Source organism: Hydrogenophaga sp. SNF1 (genome assembly GCF_034421675.1).
Taxonomy (GTDB): domain Bacteria; phylum Pseudomonadota; class Gammaproteobacteria; order Burkholderiales; family Burkholderiaceae_C; genus Hydrogenophaga; species Hydrogenophaga borbori.
On the sequence record NZ_CP139793.1, the window covers coordinates 2,831,313 to 2,848,329 of the forward strand.

Below are 17,017 nucleotides of genomic sequence, written 5' to 3' on the forward strand. Positions count from 1 at the left end.
ATGGACGAAGAGCTCCGCGCCTGGGTCCGCTCGGCGCGGCGCATCGCCGTGCTCAGCGGGGCGGGCATGAGCGCCGAATCGGGCGTGCCCACCTTCCGCGACGCGCTCACCGGCCTGTGGGCGCGCTTCGATCCGCGCCAGCTCGCCACCGAGGCGGCTTTCCGCCGCCAGCCACAGCTGGTGTGGGACTGGTACGTCGAACGCCGCGTGGCCGTCGAGCGGGTGCGGCCCAATGCCGGACACGCGGCCATCGCTGACTTCCAGCGCCGCCACCCCGGCCGCCTCACGGTGATCACCCAGAACGTCGATGGCCTGCACCAGCGCGCCGGCAGCCCGGGCGTGCTGGCCCTGCACGGCAACCTCGCCCAGGACCGCTGGCTCGACGCGCCGCGCGGTTGCTGTCGCGAGGACGCCATCGCGCCGGGCCATCCGCCGCGCTGCCCGGTGTGCGGGAACCGGCGCCGCCCCGACGTCGTGTGGTTCGGCGAGAGGCTGCCGCAGGCCGAACTCGAGGCCGCGCAGGCGGCGGCCGAGGCCTGCGAGCTGCTGCTGGTGGTTGGCACCTCGGGTGAGGTCTACCCGGCCGCCGGCCTGGCCTCGCTGGCGCGCCACGCGGGCGCGCGGGTGCTGATCGTGAACCCCGAGGCCTCGGCGCTCGATGGCGTGGCGACGCGCCGCCTGCGCGCGACGGCGGCCCGCGCCCTGCCGGCCCTGCTGGACGGGCACTGAGCGCAAGAAAAAAGCCCCGCGGCGAGGGCCGCGGGGCTTGGTCTGGATGCCGTGTCGCTCAGCGCGGCACGATCGCGTAGGACGGGTCGTTCTTGAAGTCCGGGTCCAGGTTGGGCGTGAACTGCACCCAGCGGGCCTGTGCGGTCGAGGCGTTGGTCGCGCCGGCGTTCTTCGCCGCCGCCAGCATGCCGCGCGCCACGGCCGCGTAGCCGCCGGCCCAGTCGGGGTAGGCCGGGTCGTTGGGCTGGGCGGTGGTGCCGCAGGTGGCGGTGCCGTAGTTCAGCTTGTAGAAGTCGGCCCAGGTGTTGACGTACGAGCTGCCGTTCATGGTCTGCAGCCAGTAGCCCGCGGCGCGGCTGGTGCAGAAGCCGGCCGTTTGGGAGGTGGCCAGGAAGCGGTCGATCTGCATGCGGCCCACGCTGTTGAGCACGGCGCTGGCGTTCGGCACGTTGTTCTCGGCCAGCCAGCTCATCACGGTGGCGAAGAAGTCCGACTCGTACGACGGCGACTGGTTGTTGTTGTACTGCGAGATCAGCGCGCCCATGGGCGAGAACAGCGGACCCGACTTGCCCGGGCCGTAGGTGTCCAGGAACCAGGCCATGTTGTTCGACAGCATGGTGTCGAAGTAGCCGTTCATGGGGTGGTTGTCCGGCGTGGCGAAGGCCGCCTCGGCGATGGAGCGCGCGCCCCAGGTCTGGCCGCGCACCTGCTCGGGCATCAACAGGCCCTTGCCCTGTTGGCGGTAGTACGGGTCGTTGGCGGCGACGTTCCAGGCGGCCCAGAACATCATTTCGTCGAGGTAGAAGGCGTCGCCGGTGACCAGGTAGGGGACGTACGAGTACGACCCCTGGTGCGCGATGTCCGGCGTCCAGACGCTGGACGTGCTGGCGGTCGGCACGGCGGGGCTGGAGGAGCCGTAGCGCAGCGCGATGCCTGGGTACTTGACGACGCTGATGGGCTGGTCGGTGGCTTCGTCGCGGTAGTGCACGGGAGCGCTGGCGGCGGCGTCTGCGTTGGCCAGCATGGAGGCGCGGGCGCGGTCGTCCTGGCTGACCAGGTACATCGCCGTCCAGCGCGGCACCGGGGCGATCTCCGCGCGGCCGCCGGTGCCGGGCATGTTGGTGGTCAGCATGGCCGTGCCCATGGGGCCGGTGTTGGTCTTGGCCAGGTTGCTCGCCTCGGCGGCCAGCACGGTTTCGGGAATCGTCAGGCCCAGGTTGTAGTTCCAGGTGGCACGGCTATCCAGGAAATAGCGCATGTTGTGGCGCAGGCGAACGTTCGGCGCGGCGCCGTTGTTCCACACCACCTTGTGCCAGCGCGCGTGGTGGTGGTGCGTGAACGAGGGCTGTGACAGCAAGGTCTGGCCGTTGGCCGTGACGGTCAGCGAATAGCTCAAGTCGGACGGAGAGGCCTTGAGCGCCCAGTTGTTCTCCATCACCACGTCGGTGCGGATCTGGCCGCTCTGGTACAGGCGGGTGTGCAGGCGCGCCACCAGGTGCGGGTGGGCCGCGCCGGTGGCTTGGTTGACCATGGGCGCGACCACGGTGAATTCGCTGGCAACCGGGCCGTACAGGCGGCGGTTGGTGCCGCTGGCGATCTGCTGCTTGAGCTGCTGCTGAGGGTTGGCCACCAGGGTGGTGCCATCGGCGAGCTTGGCCGTGACCTGAAGGTTCCAGGCCGGGTCGGCCGGTACCGAGACGCTGGGGCTGGTCTTGGCGGCGGGGTAGAAGTTGATCAGGCGCGCGGTGTTGGCCGGCAGGCTGGGCACGCTGGCGCTGAGCACGGCGAAACGCACGGAGCCGTTGGCGTGGGTGGACACCTCGTCCATCTGCACGGGCACGGTGTTGCCGGCGCTGTCCTGGGCGCTGAGGCCCTGGCTGGTGGAGAGGTCGCCGCTGCGGAAAGGCTGGCCGAAGGTGATGGGCAGGTTGGTCTGGGCGCTGCCGGACGTCACCTCCACGCAGGTGATGGCGCCCGCGGCGCAGGCCAGGCCGCCGATGCCGGCCGCCGGAGCGGGGGCAGGCGCCGGAGCGGGGGCAGGCGCCGGAGCGGGGGCAGGCGCCGGAGCGGGAGCAGGCGCCGGAGCGGGAGCAGGCGCCGGAGCGGGAGCAGGCGCCGGAGCGGGAGCAGGCGCCGGAGCGGGAGCAGGCGCCGGAGCGGGAGCAGGTGCCGGAGCGGGAGCAGGTGCCGGAGCGGGAGCAGGTGCCGGAGCGGGAGCAGGTGCCGGAGCGGGAGCAGGTGCCGGAGCGGGCGACTTGATCGATTCCCAGAATTTCTTGAAGCTGTTCCAGGACCAGCCACGGGCCGCCGCCGCGTCCATCTCGGCTTGGGTGGGCGAACCGCCGTTGGCGGGCGGCGGGGGCGCCGCGCTGGCCGTGTTGTCCACGGGGGCCGCGGAGGCGCCTTCGCTACCCCCCCCGCCACCACCGCAGGCGGCCAGGGCCACGCAGGTGAACAGGGCCGCCAGTACCGGGCGGGACAACTGCCGTTTCTGGCGGGGATTAACCAATTCGATTTCCATGATGTTTGGCGTTCGCAATGAGTTGAATTGAAAGTTCCGACGCCCGGCGAATTTCAGCCAAAAGCGTTAATACGAATGTTTGGGGTTCTGCAGTCCGACCGTGAAGTGCCTCACGTTTTTGGCCCCATTGCCTTGTTTCTCGACGCCACTGCGAATGACTTTAGGGGGGGTGAAAGCGTGAAAAGCGGCACAGTTGATCGGCTGTTCAAAATCGGCGATGTGCGGAAGTGCGCGGAAACGCACGGCTTTTTTGGCCGACGAACGGTATTCTTCGTACAAAAAGACACAAATTGACCCACCACTTCATCGGTGTACCGAATAGGTAGTAGGCGCCGGATGGGAGGCTGATTCGAGCGAATCAGAGGGGTGCGATATCGCGAAATACCGTCAATGAATTATTGACGGCGAATGGCCATTGATCGCCGTGTCAATTGGTAACTCATTCGGCCCTGTGCGCGGGCCGAATGGGAATTCCCTGTCACCGATTGTTGAAAATCGGTGACGAATTGTGAATTCAGGGGAGCAGCGCGCCCGGTGTCGAATGGCCCGCGCGCGATTGGCCATTGAAATCGCTGGAAATGCCTGTGGTGGCGGAGCCATCCAGCGCGGCCCGCCGCCATTGCCATTGCAGGGCCCGGGCCGCCGCCGGGTCCAGCCACCGGGCCAGCGGGGCGGCGTCGCGCTCGTCCACCACGCTGCGGTCGCGCCGCCAACTGCCGCCGTCGACGAGATTGGCCTGCAGGCGGGCACTGGAGCCCGCCCGCACGGTGATGCCGGCCGTATTGATGAGCGTGTTGTGCGCCACCCGCACGTCCACGCCCCGGTTCACGTCCACGCCCGCGTCGTTGCAATGTGCGACCACGTTGTTGGCGGCGAGGCCGCCGCGGTGCTCGAACGTCCGGCAGGTGCCGTCGCGGCACACCTGGGGGTCGGTGCCACCGCCGCCCACCGAAATGCCGACGCGCTCGCCGGGTTGCGAAATGCCCTGGGGCGTGCAGATCACCAGGTTGCGTTCGATTCGGATGTCCTCGCTCGCGCCCTTGGCAAATAGGCCATAGGCCACGCGGTTGCCCTGGGTTTTCACGAAATTGGCGACGTGGTTGTCGTGCACGCGCCAGCGGTGGGCGCCGACCAGGTCGAGCATGACCACGGGTTGGGCGGTGTCGCGCGGGGTGGTGTTGCTCAGGGTGTTCCAGGCCAGCTCGCCCGCGTCGGGCCAGTCGCCGTCCTGGCCATTGACCTTGATGGGGGCATTGAAGTCGCTGAGCCGGTTGTTGCGGATGCTCACCCGCGCGCCGCGCCCGATCACGTGGAAGGCGTGCTCGCAATCGCCGTGGCGTGCGCAGGTGCCGCGGATGTCCAGGTTCTCGAACATCCAGTGCGGACGGTCGACGCGGATGCCGTCCACCTGGGTGAAGGCGAACCACACGGTGCCCGGTCGCTCGGCGCGCAGGGCGATGGGGGCGTCGGCCCGGCCGTCCTGGCCCAGGCGCAGGGGGGTGTCGAAGGGGTAGAGGCCCGGCGCCACCACGATCTGCGTGCCGGGCGTGGCCCGCAGCAGGGCGTCGCGGATGGCCTGCGGGGTGTCGACCGCCCAGCGGGTGGAGAGGCCGGCCGGCAGGGGCAAAGAATCGGGGCGCTGGCCCTTGCCCAGGTCAGGCAGGGGGCCCGCGGGCGGCTCGGGTTCCACCCGCGAGCGCAGGGCGTGCAAGGGCGGCAGCAGCCAGCGCTCCAGCCGGGGGTGGCCCTGCAGCCGGCGTTCGGTGTAGCGGATCAGTTCGTTGGGGCTGCGACTCGTGGCCTGCTCCCAGACGGCCCGGCCCCGTTCGGTGCCGGCCAGCCAGGCCAGCGGCGCCAATGCCAACAGCAACAGCAGGCCAAGCGCCAGCGCGAACAGCTTCACGCGGCGTCGCCCATACGGGGGAGGGTACGACGAAAGTGCCATATTCGTTCGCTATCATGCCGCGTCCCCGCCATGGGGGGCGCCGAACAAGGGATTCGCAATGAAAGTGACGGTGGTGGGAACGGGCTACGTGGGGCTGGTCAGCGGCGCCTGCCTGGCCGAGGTGGGCAACGACGTGCTCTGCCTGGACGTGAACCCTGAGAAGATCCGCATTCTCGAGTCGGGCGGCATCCCGATCTACGAGCCGGGCCTCAAGGAGATGGTGGCACGCAACGTGGCCGCCGGCCGCCTGCATTTCACCACCGACGTGGCGCGCGCCGTGAACCACGGCACCATCCAGTTCATTGCCGTCGGCACGCCGCCCGACGAGGATGGATCGGCCGACATGCAGTATGTGCTGGCCGCGGCGCGCAGCATCGGCCGCCTGATGACGGACTACAAGGTGGTGGTGGACAAGAGCACCGTGCCCGTGGGCACCGCCGACAAGGTGCATGCCGCCATCGCCGACGAACTGGCCCAGCGCGGCGTGAGCACGCCCTACGCCGTGGTCTCCAACCCCGAGTTCCTGAAAGAGGGCGCGGCGGTGGACGACTTCATGAAGCCCGACCGCATCGTGGTGGGCGGCAGCGACGAGCAGGCCATCTTCCTCATGCGCGCGCTCTACGCGCCGTTCCAGCGCAACCGCGAGCGCCTGCTGGTGACCGACGTGCGCAGCGCGGAACTCATCAAGTACGCGGCCAACGCCATGCTGGCCACGCGCATCAGTTTCATGAACGAGCTGGCCAACCTGGCCGAGAAGCTGGGCGCCGACATCGAGATGGTGCGCCAGGGCATCGGCTCCGACCCCCGCATCGGCTACCACTTCCTGTACCCCGGCGCGGGTTACGGCGGCTCCTGCTTCCCCAAGGACGTGAAGGCGTTGATCAAGACCGCCGCCAGCGACGCCGACCTGAACCTGCAGGTGCTGAGCGCCGTTGAAGCCGCCAACGACGCGCAGAAGCAGGTGCTGGCGCGCAAGCTCAAGCAGCGCCTGGGCGCCGACCTCAAAGGCCGCCACATCGCGCTCTGGGGCCTGGCCTTCAAGCCCAACACCGACGACATGCGCGAGGCGCCCAGCCTGAGCTTCATCGAGGAGGTGCTGGCCGCCGGCGCCACCGTCACGGCCTACGATCCGGCCGCCATGCCCGAGGCGCAGCGCATCCTGGGCGACGAGCCGCGCGTGCGTTACGCCCAGACGCCCAACGAGACCCTGGAGGGCGCCGACGCCCTGGTCATCGTGACCGAATGGAAGGAGTTCCGCAGCCCGGACTTCGACCTGATCAAGGAACGCCTGAAGCAGCCGCTGATCGTGGATGGCCGCAACCTCTACGACCCGGTGTTCGTGCGCCGCATGGGCTTCGACTACCTGGCGATCGGGCGCTGAGGCTCAGACCCAGCCCAGCGCGCCCAGCACCCCGCCCGCGCCGATCAGCCACAGCAGGTGCAGCCGGGTGCGCCAGACGATCAGTGCGGTCACCGCCGTCAGCAGCCACAGCCGCCAGTCGCGCGCCGGCTGGTCGTGCGCTGCGGTGAGCACCCAGCCAGTGGCGATGAGCAGCGCGATCACGATGGGCGCCATGCCCGCCTTGAAGGCGCGCACCCCGCGCCGCTCGCGGTGGCGGTGCGCCCAGCGGGTGGCCGTGTAGGTGAGCACCGAGGACGGCAGCAGGATCGCCACCATCGTCACCCCCGTGCCGAACAGCCCCAGCGCCCAGGCGCGCCAGCCCGCCGAGGGCCCGCCCGCCGCGTTGATGCCGATGTTGAAACCCAGCAGCGCGATGAACAGCACGTTGGGCCCGGGCGCGGCCTGCGACAGCGCGATCGAGGCGGTGAACTGCGCGTCGCCGAGCCAGCCGTTCTGCACCACCAGGTAGCGGTGCATATCGGGTGCCACGGTGATGGCCCCGCCGACGGCCAGCAGGGAGAGCGTAAGGAAGTGGGTGAACAGGTCCAGCCAGTCCACGGCCAGGGGCAGGGTGGTCATGGCCTCATCCCCCCGTGCGGCCCAGTTGGCGCCAGGCCCAGGCGCAGGCCAGCGTGCCCAGGCCCAGCAGCACCCAGGCCAGCGGCCAGCGCAGCAAGGCGATGGCGGCGAAGGTGCAGGCGGCGAAGCCCATGCACACGCCCAGTCCCATGACGTTGCCGCGCAGCGCCGCCACCAGCTTCAGGCCCGTGGCGGTGATCAGCCCGGCCGCCACCGCGCCCATGCCGCGCAGCGCGGCCTGCGCCTGTGGCAGCGTGGCGAGTTGGCTGTAGAGCACGGCCAACAGCAGCAGCAGGGCGAGCGGCGCCACCAGCATGCCGGCCAGCGCCGACAGCGCGCCCGGCAGACCGAAGTGCCGCCCGCCGATCATCAGGGCCAGGTTCACCACATTGGGGCCCGGCATGATCTGCGCGACCGCCCAGTCCTCGACGAACTGGTCGCGCGTGAGCCAGCGGCGTTTTTCCACCAGCTCGCGCTGCACCACGGCCAGCACGCCGCCAAAGCCCTGCAGGGCCAGCCAGGTGAAGGCGGTGAAGAGTTCGGCGCGCGAGCGCGGCCGCAGGGGGGCTTCGTCGGGCCCCGGCTCAGGCATCGCGGGCCAGCATGCGGCGCACCATGTCGGCGGTGAGGGGCTTGGTGACGTAGCCCTGGATCACCGGCAGCTCGGCGGCGCGCTGGCGGTCCTGCGGCGCGTCGGACGAGGTGAGCATCAGCAGCACGGTGGCCGGCTTGCCGCTCAGCAGATCGGTGGCCTGGTGCGCGACCTCGAAACCGTCGAGCACGGGCATGTTGATGTCCAGGAAGATGCAGGTGGGCAGCGCGAGCGGGTCGTCGCGCAGGAAGTTCAAGGCGTCCACGCCGTTGTCGAAGACCCGCACCTCGCCGGTGAAGCCGGCGCGGCGGATCATGATCTCGTGGTACACGTTGTCGGCGTCGCTGTCGTCGATCAGGATGAAACGCGCGGGGGCTGCCATGTGTGGGGGTCCTCAGGCGCGACCCGCCGGTGGCAGGTGCAGGGTGAAGCGGCTGCCGGCGTCGGTGGACGACTCGAGCGTCAGGCGGCCTTGGTGGAGTTCGGCGATGCGCTGGCAGATCGGCAGGCCCAGGCCGGTGCCGTCGTAGCGGCGGCGGTTGTGCAGGCGGTTGAACAGGCCAAAGATGCGGCCCTGGTGCTCCTGCGCGATGCCCACGCCGTTGTCGCTCACGTGGATCTGGTCGAGTTCGCCGCTGCGCGAGGCGCCCACGGTCACCACCGGCGGAATGCCGGGGCGCGTGAACTTGAGCGCGTTGCTCACCAGGTTGTGCAGGGCCACGCGCAGCAGGCCGGCGTCGGCCATGACCACCGGCAGGGCCGTGTTGATCTCGATGCGGCCCTGGCAGCGCTGCAGCACCGGTGCCAGGTCTTGCGTGACGTGTTGCGCCAGGGCGGCCGGGTCCACCAGCTCGATGCGCAGCGGGTGGGTGTCGAGCTGGGCGAACTCGACCAGGTCGTCGAGCAGGCGGCCGATGCGCCGGCCCCCTTCGCGCACGAAGCCCAGGTAGCGCTGCGCGGCCGGCATCAGCTCGGCCTGGTGGTCCTCCACCAGCAGCGAGCTGAAGTTGTTGATGGTATTGACCGGCTCGCGCAGGTCGTGCGAGAGCATGTAGATGAAGCGCTGCTGCTCCACCGTCTTGCGCTCCAGCAGCGCGACGGTGCGGTTGAGCCGGACCTCGTTGCGCTTGAGCGTCTCGACGTCTTGCGCGCCCTGCTCCAGCAGGGTGGCCGACAGCGCGGCCAGGTGGCGCAGTCCGTCCACCTGGGGGGCGGACAGCCGCCGGGGCCGAACGTCCATGACGCAGACCGTGCCCAGGGCCAGGCCGTCGGCCGTGACGATGGGCGCGCCCGCGTAGAAACCCAGATCGGGCTGCTCGCGCAGCAGGGGGTGGTGCTGCACGCGCGGGTCGTGGCGCACGTCTTCGATCACCAGCACCTCGCCGGGCGTCTGGATGGCGATGGCGCAGAAGCTCCAGTCGCGCGGGGTTTCGCTCAGGGGCAGGCCGATGCGGGCCTTGAACCACTGCCGCTCGGCGTCCACCAGCGAGACCAGGGCGATGGGGGTGTCGCACAGGGTCTGGGCCAGGGCGGCGATGCCGTCGTAGGCCCGGTCGGGCAGGGTGTCGAGCACGCCCAGCGCGCGCAACCGCGCGAGGCGCGGGCCTTCTGGGGCGGGCGGCGGAGAGGGCTGCATCGGGGGCTGGGAGCGAGCAAAACCCTGATTTGTAACACGCTGGCCCGCCGCCGGTTGTCCGCCGGGCGGCTGGACAGGGTGTGATATTCCTCACATCCCCACCTTGGGGGATGCGAGATTGCGGGGCCGCCTCAGACCGACATGCCGCCGCTGACCTCGATCACTGCGCCGTTGACATAGCTGGCGTCGTCGCTGGCCAGGAAGGCGTAGACGCTGGCGATCTCCTCGGGCCGGCCCAGGCGGTGCAGGGGCACGCGCTGGCGCATTTCGTCCAGCACCTTGTCGGGGATGGTGGCGAGGATGGGCGTTTCGATGAATCCCGGTGCGACGGCGTTGACGCGGATGCCCTTGGGCCCCAGCTCGCGCGCCCAGGTCTTGGTGAAGCCAATGACGCCGAACTTGCTGGCGGCGTAGTTGGTCTGGCCGTAGTTGCCGTACAGGCCCACCACCGACGAGGCATTGAGGATCACGCCATGGCCCTGGCGCACCATGGCGTCGGCCACGGCCTGGGCGCAGTGGAAGACGCCGCGCAGGTTGACGTCGATGACGCGATCGAACTGCTCGATCGTCATCTTCTGCAGGCGCGCGTCCTGCGTGATGCCGGCGTTGTTGACCAGCACGTCGATGCGGCCGTGGCGCGACAGCACCTTGGCCACCACCCCGTCCACTTGCGCGCGCTCGGTCACGTCCAGCGCGTGGCCCTCGGCCTGGGCCCCCAGGGCCTGGCAGCGGCGCACGGCCGCGTCCACGGCCTCTGGCTTGAGGTCGGCGACGACGACGGTGGCGCCCTCGCGGGCGAAGGTTTCGGCGGTGGCCAGGCCAATGCCCTGGGCGGCACCGGTGATGAGGCAGACCTTGTTCGACAGTCGGGACATCGTTCGGGGGTTCAGTACTGGGGTTGGAAGCGGCGGATGGCGTCGCGCGCCGCGCCGTCGAGCAGGAAGCCGCGGCCGAAGCGGCGCGCCAGCACGTCGCAGCGGCGCTCGAAGGCCTCGATGCCCTGGCCGTAGATGAATTGCAGCGCGCCCCCCGTCCAGGCCGGGAAGCCGATGCCGAAGATGGAGCCGATGTTGGCGTCGTGCGCGCTGGTGAGCACGCCCTCGGCCAGGCAGCGCGCGGTCTCCACCGACTGGCGGTAGAGCAGGCGGTCCTTCACGTCCTGCAGATCCCAGGGCAGCTTGGGATCCTCGAACAGGCCCTTGAGCTCCACCCACAGGCGCTTGCGCTGGCCCGTCGGGTATTCGTAGAAGCCACCACCCGACGCGCGACCCGCGCGCCGCAGGGTCTTGACCATGCGCTCGACCAGCAGCTCGCCGGCGCCGGGTTCGTAGACCTTGCCTTCGGCCTTGAAGTCGGCGCGCGTCTGGTCGAGTACGTGCACCGAGAGGGCGAGCGAGGTTTCGTCGAGCACGGCCAGCGGGCCCACGGGCATGCCGGCCTGCACCGCGGCGTTCTCGATCACCGGCGCGGGAATGCCTTCGCCCAGCATGGCTGCGCCTTCCATCACGTAGGTGCCGAAGGTGCGGCTGGTGTAGAAGCCGCGCGCGTCGTTCACCACGATGGGCAGCTTGCCCAGCGCCAGCACGTAGTCGTAGGCGCGCGCGATGGTCTCGTCGTCGGTGCGCTGACCGCGGATGATCTCCACCAGCTTCATCTTGTCCACCGGGCTGAAGAAGTGGATGCCGACGAACTTTTCGGGACGCCGGCAGGCCTTGGCCAGGCTGGAGATGGGCAGGGTGGAGGTGTTGCTGGCAAAGAAGCCGCCGGGCGCCAGCTGCTCTTCGGCCTCGCGCGTGATCTGTGCCTTGACCTCGCGGTTCTCGTACACGGCCTCGATGATCAGGTCACAGCCCTTGAGGTCCTTGGGGTGGTCGGTGGGCAGGATGCGGTCGAGCAGGCCAAGCTGCTCTTGCACGCTCATGAGCCCCTTGTCGACGCGCATCTGCGTGAGTCGCTGGCTGTAGGCCTTGCCGATGTCGGCGGTCTCCAGGTTCACGTCCTCCAGCACGGTGTTGATGCCGCGGCTGGCCTGGGCATAGGCGATGCCCGCGCCCATCATGCCGGCGCCCAGGATGCCCACCTTGCGCGGCGTGAAGCGCGGATAGTCCTTCGGACGCGAACCGCCGCCGCGCACGGCGTTCATGTCGAAGAAGAAGGTGTTGATCATGTTCTTCGCCACCGGGCTCACGATGAGCTGGGCGAGGTAACGGCTCTCGATGCGCAGCGCCGTGTCGTAGTCGACCATCGCGCCTTCCACCATGGCGGCCAGCGCGGCCTCGGGGGCGGGGTACAGGCCCTGGGTTTTCTGCCGCAGCAGGGCCGGCGCCACGCTGAGCATGCCGGCCACCTTGGGGTTGCTCGGCGTGCCGCCGGGCATCTTGTAGTCCTTGGCGTCCCAGGGGTGCTGGGCCGTCGGGTGGGCGCCGATGAAGGCCTCGGCCGCGGCGCGCAGGCTCAGCGCGTCGGGTGCGAGCTCGTGCACCAGGCCCAGCTCCAGCGCCTCGCGCGGACTGAACAGGCGGCTTTCCAGGATGAAGGGTTGGGCGCCCTGCAGGCCCAGCAGGCGCGTCATCTTGGTGATGCCGGTGGCGCCCGGGATCAGGCCCAGCGTGATCTCGGGCAGGCCGAGCTGGATCTTGGGGTGGTCGATGGCGATGCGGTGGTGCCCCACCAGCGCCACCTCCCAGCCGCCGCCCAGGGCGGCGCCGTTGATGCAGCTCACCACCGGCACACCCAGGGTTTCCAGCGTGCGGAAATTCTTTTTGGTCTGCTCGATCTCGGCGTAGACCTGGCGCGCGTCGCTGGCCTTCAGGCGCATCGTGCCCTTCAGGTCGGCGCCGGCGAAGAAGGTGCTCTTGGCCGAGGCCAGGATGATGCCCTTGATGAGCGCCTTGTCGCGCACCACCAGGCCCGTGACCGTGGTGAGGTCGCGCTGCCAGTCGGTGCACATGGTGTTCACCGGCGAGCCGGGCTCGTCGAAGGTGATGGTGGCGATGCCGTCGTGCAGCTCGTAGCGGATCGTTTTCATTCGTTCAGACCCGTTCGATGATGGTGGCGATGCCCATGCCCCCGCCCACGCACAGCGTGGCCAGGCCGCGCTTGAGGCCGCGGCGCTCCAGCTCGTCGAGCAGGGTGCCCAGAATCATGGCGCCGGTGGCGCCCAGTGGGTGGCCCAGGGCGATGGCGCCGCCGTTGACGTTGACCTTTTCGTGCGGCACGCCCATCTCGCGCATGAATTTCATCGGCACGGCGGCGAAGGCCTCGTTCACCTCGAAGAGGTCGATGTCGTCCACCGTCAGGCCAGCCTTCTCCAGGGCCTTGCGGCTGGCGGGCATGGGGCCGGTGAGCATGATGGTCGGGTCCGCGCCCGACAGGGCCGCCGCGACGATGCGTCCGCGCGGCGTCAGGCCGTGCGCGCGGCCCGCCGCCTCGCTGCCGATCAGCACGGCCGCCGCGCCGTCGACGATGCCCGAGGAATTGCCCGCGTGGTGCACGTGCTCGATGCGCTCGACCTGCGGGTAGCGCTGCAGGGCCACGGCATCGAAACCCATCTGGCCGAGCTGTTCGAAGGCCGGCTTGAGCGCGCCCAGGCCTTCCAGGGTGGTGTGGGGCTTGATGAACTCGTCCTCGCCCAGCACGGTCTGGCCCAGCATGTCCGTCACGGGCACCACGGAGCGGTCGAAGCGGCCTTCGCCGCGCGCGCTGGCCGCGCGGCGCTGCGACTCGAGGGCGAAGGCGTCCACGTCCTCGCGGCGAAAGCCTTCGATGGTGGCGATCAGGTCGGCGCCGATGCCCTGGGGCACGAACATCGTCGCGCTGTTGGTGGCGGGGTCCTGGGCCCAGGCGCCGCCGTCCGAGCCGATGGGCACTCGGCTCATGCTCTCCACGCCGCCGGCCACGACCAGCTCTTCCCAGCCGCTGCGCACCTTCATGGCGGCCAGGTTCACCGCTTCCAGGCCCGAGGCGCAGAAGCGGTTGAGCTGCACGCCCGAGCAGCGCCAGTCCCAGCCGGCCTTGAGCGCGGCCACCTTGGCGATCACCGAGCCCTGCTCACCGATGGGCGAAACCACACCCATGACCACGTCGTCCACCGCGGCGGTGTCCAGGTCGTGCCGCCGCTGCAGCGCGCTCAGCGTGCCGGCCAGCAGATCGATCGGCTTGACCTCGTGCAGGCTGCCGTCCTTCTTGCCCTTGCCACGGGGCGTCCGGATGGCGTCGAAGATGAAGGCTTCGCTCATTGTCATGACCTCCGCGCAGCGGGCTGCGGTGCGAGCGCCTTCGGAATGGCCGGGCGGCGCTCATGGTTTGTCCTCGGTGGTGACCGATACCTCGGCCCAGTATATTGACTTTCGCCAAGCACTTGCTTGCCAAAAATCCCCAACCGTCCAGTCGGTGACAGCATGATCGAACGCACCCTCTTCAACAGCGACCACCAGGCCTTCGCCGACGCCTTCCAGCGCTTCGTCGACAAGGAGATCGCGCCCTTCCACGAGGCCTGGGAGGAGCAAGGCTACGTGGACCGCGAGGTCTGGCGAAAGGCCGGGGCCAACGGCTTCCTGTGTCCGTCCATGCCCGAGGCCTATGGCGGCGCGGGCGCCGACCGGCTCTACTCGGTGGTGCAGATGGAGGCGCTGGCGCGCGGCGGCTTCAGCGGCATCGGCTTCGGGCTGCACAGCGAGATAGTGGCGCCCTACATCCTGCACTACGGCACCGAGGCGCAGAAGCAGAGGTACCTGCCGCGGCTGGCCAGCGGCGAAATGGTGGGCGCCATCGCCATGAGCGAGCCCGCGGCCGGCAGCGACCTGCAGGGCATCCAGAGCACGGCCCTGGTGCAGCCCGACGGCAGCTACCGCCTCAACGGCAGCAAGACCTTCATCACCAACGGCTGGCACGCCGACCTGGTGATCGTCGTCGCCAAGACCGATCCTTTGGCCGGCGCCAAAGGCACCACGCTGCTGCTGGTGGAGCGCGGTATGCCCGGTTTCGACAAGGGCAAGCGCCTGAAGAAGCTGGGCCTGAAGGCGCAGGACACCTCCGAGCTGTTCTTCCACAACGTGGCGGTACCGGCCGAAAACGTGCTTGGCGGGCCGGACTTTCTGGGGCGGGGCTTCGTCTGCCTGATGGAGCAACTGCCCTGGGAGCGGCTGCAGATCGCCATCGGCGCGGTGGCGGCGGCCCAGGCCGCCATCGACTGGACCGTGCAGTACGTGAAGGAGCGCAAGGCGTTTGGTGCCACGGTGGCGGCCTTCCAGAACACGCGCTACACCCTGGCCGAGCTGCAGACCGAGGTGCAGGTGGCGCGCGTGTTCGTGGACAAGTGCTGCGAGCTCGTCAACGAGAACCGACTCGACTCGGCCACCGCCAGCATGGCCAAGTACTGGTGCTCCGACCTGCAATGCAAGGTGATGGACGAGTGCGTGCAGTTGCACGGTGGCTACGGTTTCATGTGGGAATACCCCATCACGCGCGCCTACGCCGACGCGCGCGTGCAGCGCATCTATGGCGGCACCAACGAGATCATGAAGGAGCTGATCTCCCGGCAGATGGGCCTGGGGGGGCGCTGACGGCGCGCGGTCCCCCACCGGTCATGTCAAGCCGCTGGCATGGGTGTAGGCTGTGGCTCGGCACGGTGGTTGCTGGAGCGCTTGGCCATGAAAAACGCCGACATCAAGCAGTTGGCCCTGATGTGCGAACTGATCGATACGCAAAGCCTCAGCGAGGCAGCGGCCCGCCTGGGCATGACGCCGTCGGCCGCCAGCCAGTCCCTCAGCCGATTGCGCGCCGCGTTCGCGGAAGAGGTGTATGTGCGGCACGGCAATGCCTACCGGCTCACGTCCCACGGCGAGCGTGTGATCGGGGGCATTCGGACGATCGTCAAGCGCTGGCACGAGAGCCTGCAGGCCGTGCAGGGCTTCGACCCGTCCGAGAGCGCACTGCGGTTCAACGTGGCCTGCGTGGGCCACTCGGCCTTGCCCGATTTCGTGCGCCTGCAGGCCGATCTGCGCGAACAGGCGCCGCAGGCGCGGCTGGATCTGCAGGTGCCCCTGTACAACGCGGTCGACTTCCAGCTGCTGCGCGCGGGCCGGCTCGATGTGCTCTGCGCCAGCGCCCCGCCGCCGCTGGATGCGCGGGACATGCGCCATGAACTGCTCTGTTCGCACGCATTGACGCACGTGCTGCTGAGCAAGTCGCACCCTCGCGTGGGTGAGCGCATCAGCCTGGCGCAGTACCTGGCCGAGGAGCACCTGGTGGCGCACTACCGCAACCTCGACGCCACCTCGCGCAGCCCGCTGGACGCGGCCTTGCAGGCGCGGGGCGAGGTTCTGCGCCGCTCGACCTACGTGCAGTCCCTGTGGACCTGCCTGCAGTTGGTGTCGCGGGGCGACTTTCTCATGACGATGTCGGCCGACGGTGCCCGCGTGGTGGTGGCGCTGCTGAGCCAGGTGCGCAGCCTGCCGTTGCCCCCCGACTTTCCGGCGGTGCGCAGCGAGCTCTACATGATCTGGCATGAGCGAACCGATAGCAGCCGTCCTCACCAATGGCTGCGAGAACGCCTGCGGATGGTGTCGCGGGCCGCGGGCCGGTCGATGGAGGTGCCTGGGTGAATACCGAAGGTCTCGGTGCGTCGCGCGTTGCGCGCGCCATCAACACGGCAGACATGCGCCAGATCGCGCTGATGGTGGCCTTGCTGGACGCGCAGAGCCTGAGCCAGGCCGCGGAGCGCATGGGCCTCACGCCGCCGGCGGCCAGCCAGTCGCTGCAGCGACTGCGCGAGTTCTTCGGCGACGAGCTCGTGCGGCGCCAGGGCATGGACTACGTGGCCACGCCCCTGGGGCAGGGCGTGCTGGCGTCCTTCCGGGAAATGGTGCATCTGTGGCAGGACGTCACCTCGGGCGCGCCCTTCGATCCCGCCAGCGGCGAGGCGCATCTGCGGGTCATGAGCGCCGAGGGCTTCACGCGGATCGACCTGAACGCCTGCTACAGCGCCATCGTCACCCTGGCGCCGCATGTGCGGCTCGACGTGCGCGAGCCCGACGCAGCCACGGGGGGCTATGCGGGGCTGCAAACCGCGAGCGCCGATGTCTTGCTGACCGCATGGCCGCCTCCCGAGGACGCACCGGATTTGCACGCCGAGCAATTGCCGGTGACCACGGCCACCCATTGCTGCCTCAGCGTGGCGCATCCGCGCATCGGCGACAGCTTGAGCCTGCAGCAATACCTGGCCGAGCACCACTTGTTGGCCTCGGTGACGATGCGCGTCACCGATGCCGGCGGGCTGCCCATAGACCGCTGGCTCAAGAGCGTTGGCCTGCCCCCGCGGTCGTGCAGCGTGGTCTATCCCATCGATCGTCTGGCCCACATCTTGTCCACGACGGATCGCTTGGCCACGGTGGCGCCCATCGATGGAGCCGATCTGCGCCGACGCGCTCCGGGACTGAGGCTATTGCCCTTGCCGCCCGAACTGCCCCGGTCCTGGCGCCCGAACTACATGGTGTGGCACCACCGCACCCACCAAAGCCCGCCCCACCGCTGGCTGCGGGAGCGATTGCGGGAACATGTGGCGCCGGATCCTGTGGTGGCGGCCTAGAAGCCGGCGCATGGAACGGCTGCTG

At 69.4% G+C, this 17,017-nt stretch carries 16 protein-coding genes; 7 read left to right on the forward strand and 9 right to left on the reverse strand.

What is annotated here, in order from left to right; all coding sequences use genetic code 11:
- Positions 1 to 729, forward strand: coding sequence for an NAD-dependent protein deacylase (locus SOM08_RS13505; protein WP_322469098.1), 729 nt, complete (start codon positions 1 to 3; stop codon positions 727 to 729).
- A 58-nt stretch (positions 730 to 787) separates the two neighbouring features.
- Here SOM08_RS13505 and SOM08_RS13510 read toward each other — a convergent pair whose 3' ends face one another.
- Positions 788 to 2,689, reverse strand: coding sequence for a hypothetical protein (locus tag SOM08_RS13510; RefSeq protein ID WP_147326151.1), 1,902 nt, complete (start codon positions 2,687 to 2,689; stop codon positions 788 to 790).
- Positions 2,690 to 2,984: 295 nt separating this feature from the next.
- Between SOM08_RS13510 and SOM08_RS13515 the strand changes: the two genes are divergently transcribed.
- Positions 2,985 to 3,281: a hypothetical protein gene (locus SOM08_RS13515; protein WP_322469099.1), complete on the forward strand. Its 297-nt coding sequence runs from the start codon at positions 2,985 to 2,987 to the stop codon at positions 3,279 to 3,281.
- Positions 3,278 to 3,544: a hypothetical protein gene (locus SOM08_RS13520; RefSeq protein ID WP_181936368.1), complete on the forward strand. Its 267-nt coding sequence runs from the start codon at positions 3,278 to 3,280 to the stop codon at positions 3,542 to 3,544. Before SOM08_RS13515 ends, SOM08_RS13520 begins: the two co-directional genes overlap by 4 nt.
- A gap of 220 nt (positions 3,545 to 3,764) precedes the next feature.
- Here SOM08_RS13520 and SOM08_RS13525 read toward each other — a convergent pair whose 3' ends face one another.
- Positions 3,765 to 5,153 carry a hypothetical protein gene (locus tag SOM08_RS13525; protein WP_322469100.1) on the reverse strand — a complete coding sequence of 463 codons (1,389 nt, stop codon included), beginning with the start codon at positions 5,151 to 5,153 and terminating at the stop codon, positions 3,765 to 3,767.
- Positions 5,154 to 5,253: 100 nt separating this feature from the next.
- On the opposite strand from SOM08_RS13525, the gene SOM08_RS13530 reads away from it, so the two are divergent.
- A complete protein-coding gene (locus SOM08_RS13530; RefSeq protein WP_070400071.1) occupies positions 5,254 to 6,576 on the forward strand; it encodes a UDP-glucose dehydrogenase family protein in 1,323 nt (440 codons plus the stop codon).
- A gap of 3 nt (positions 6,577 to 6,579) precedes the next feature.
- Here the strand turns inward: SOM08_RS13530 and SOM08_RS13535 are convergent, their stop codons facing one another.
- From SOM08_RS13535 to SOM08_RS13565, 7 genes are all read right to left on the reverse strand, one after another.
- The gene (locus SOM08_RS13535) at positions 6,580 to 7,176 is read right to left on the reverse strand and encodes a chromate transporter (RefSeq protein WP_116957147.1); all 597 of its coding nucleotides are present in this window, start codon (positions 7,174 to 7,176) and stop codon (positions 6,580 to 6,582) included.
- Positions 7,177 to 7,180: 4 nt separating this feature from the next.
- Positions 7,181 to 7,768: a chromate transporter gene (locus SOM08_RS13540; RefSeq protein WP_116957148.1), complete on the reverse strand. Its 588-nt coding sequence runs from the start codon at positions 7,766 to 7,768 to the stop codon at positions 7,181 to 7,183.
- Positions 7,761 to 8,150 (reverse strand): response regulator, encoded by a 390-nt coding sequence (locus tag SOM08_RS13545; protein WP_070400074.1) that lies wholly within the window; start codon positions 8,148 to 8,150, stop codon positions 7,761 to 7,763. The genes SOM08_RS13540 and SOM08_RS13545 overlap by 8 nt, the downstream gene beginning before the upstream one ends.
- 12 nt (positions 8,151 to 8,162) lie before the next feature.
- Complete coding sequence (locus tag SOM08_RS13550; protein WP_322469101.1) at positions 8,163 to 9,404, reverse strand: sensor histidine kinase; 1,242 nt, start codon at positions 9,402 to 9,404, stop codon at positions 8,163 to 8,165.
- A gap of 131 nt (positions 9,405 to 9,535) precedes the next feature.
- Positions 9,536 to 10,279, reverse strand: a complete 744-nt coding sequence (gene fabG, locus SOM08_RS13555; protein WP_116957150.1) for a 3-oxoacyl-ACP reductase FabG — start codon at positions 10,277 to 10,279, stop codon at positions 9,536 to 9,538.
- 11 nt (positions 10,280 to 10,290) lie between these two features.
- Complete coding sequence (locus tag SOM08_RS13560) at positions 10,291 to 12,432, reverse strand: 3-hydroxyacyl-CoA dehydrogenase NAD-binding domain-containing protein (RefSeq protein ID WP_116957151.1); 2,142 nt, start codon at positions 12,430 to 12,432, stop codon at positions 10,291 to 10,293.
- Between the two features lie 4 nt (positions 12,433 to 12,436).
- On the reverse strand, positions 12,437 to 13,642 hold the full coding sequence (locus SOM08_RS13565) for an acetyl-CoA C-acetyltransferase (protein ID WP_116957152.1): 1,206 nt from the start codon (positions 13,640 to 13,642) through the stop codon (positions 12,437 to 12,439).
- Between the two features lie 162 nt (positions 13,643 to 13,804).
- Between SOM08_RS13565 and SOM08_RS13570 the strand changes: the two genes are divergently transcribed.
- From SOM08_RS13570 to SOM08_RS13580, 3 genes are all read left to right on the forward strand, one after another.
- The gene (locus SOM08_RS13570; RefSeq protein ID WP_322469102.1) at positions 13,805 to 14,968 is read left to right on the forward strand and encodes an acyl-CoA dehydrogenase family protein; all 1,164 of its coding nucleotides are present in this window, start codon (positions 13,805 to 13,807) and stop codon (positions 14,966 to 14,968) included.
- Between the two features lie 87 nt (positions 14,969 to 15,055).
- Positions 15,056 to 16,009, forward strand: a complete 954-nt coding sequence (locus SOM08_RS13575; protein ID WP_181936369.1) for a LysR family transcriptional regulator — start codon at positions 15,056 to 15,058, stop codon at positions 16,007 to 16,009.
- A complete protein-coding gene (locus SOM08_RS13580) occupies positions 16,006 to 16,992 on the forward strand; it encodes a LysR family transcriptional regulator (protein ID WP_322469103.1) in 987 nt (328 codons plus the stop codon). The genes SOM08_RS13575 and SOM08_RS13580 overlap by 4 nt, the downstream gene beginning before the upstream one ends.
- Positions 16,993 to 17,017: the final 25 nt, after the last annotated feature.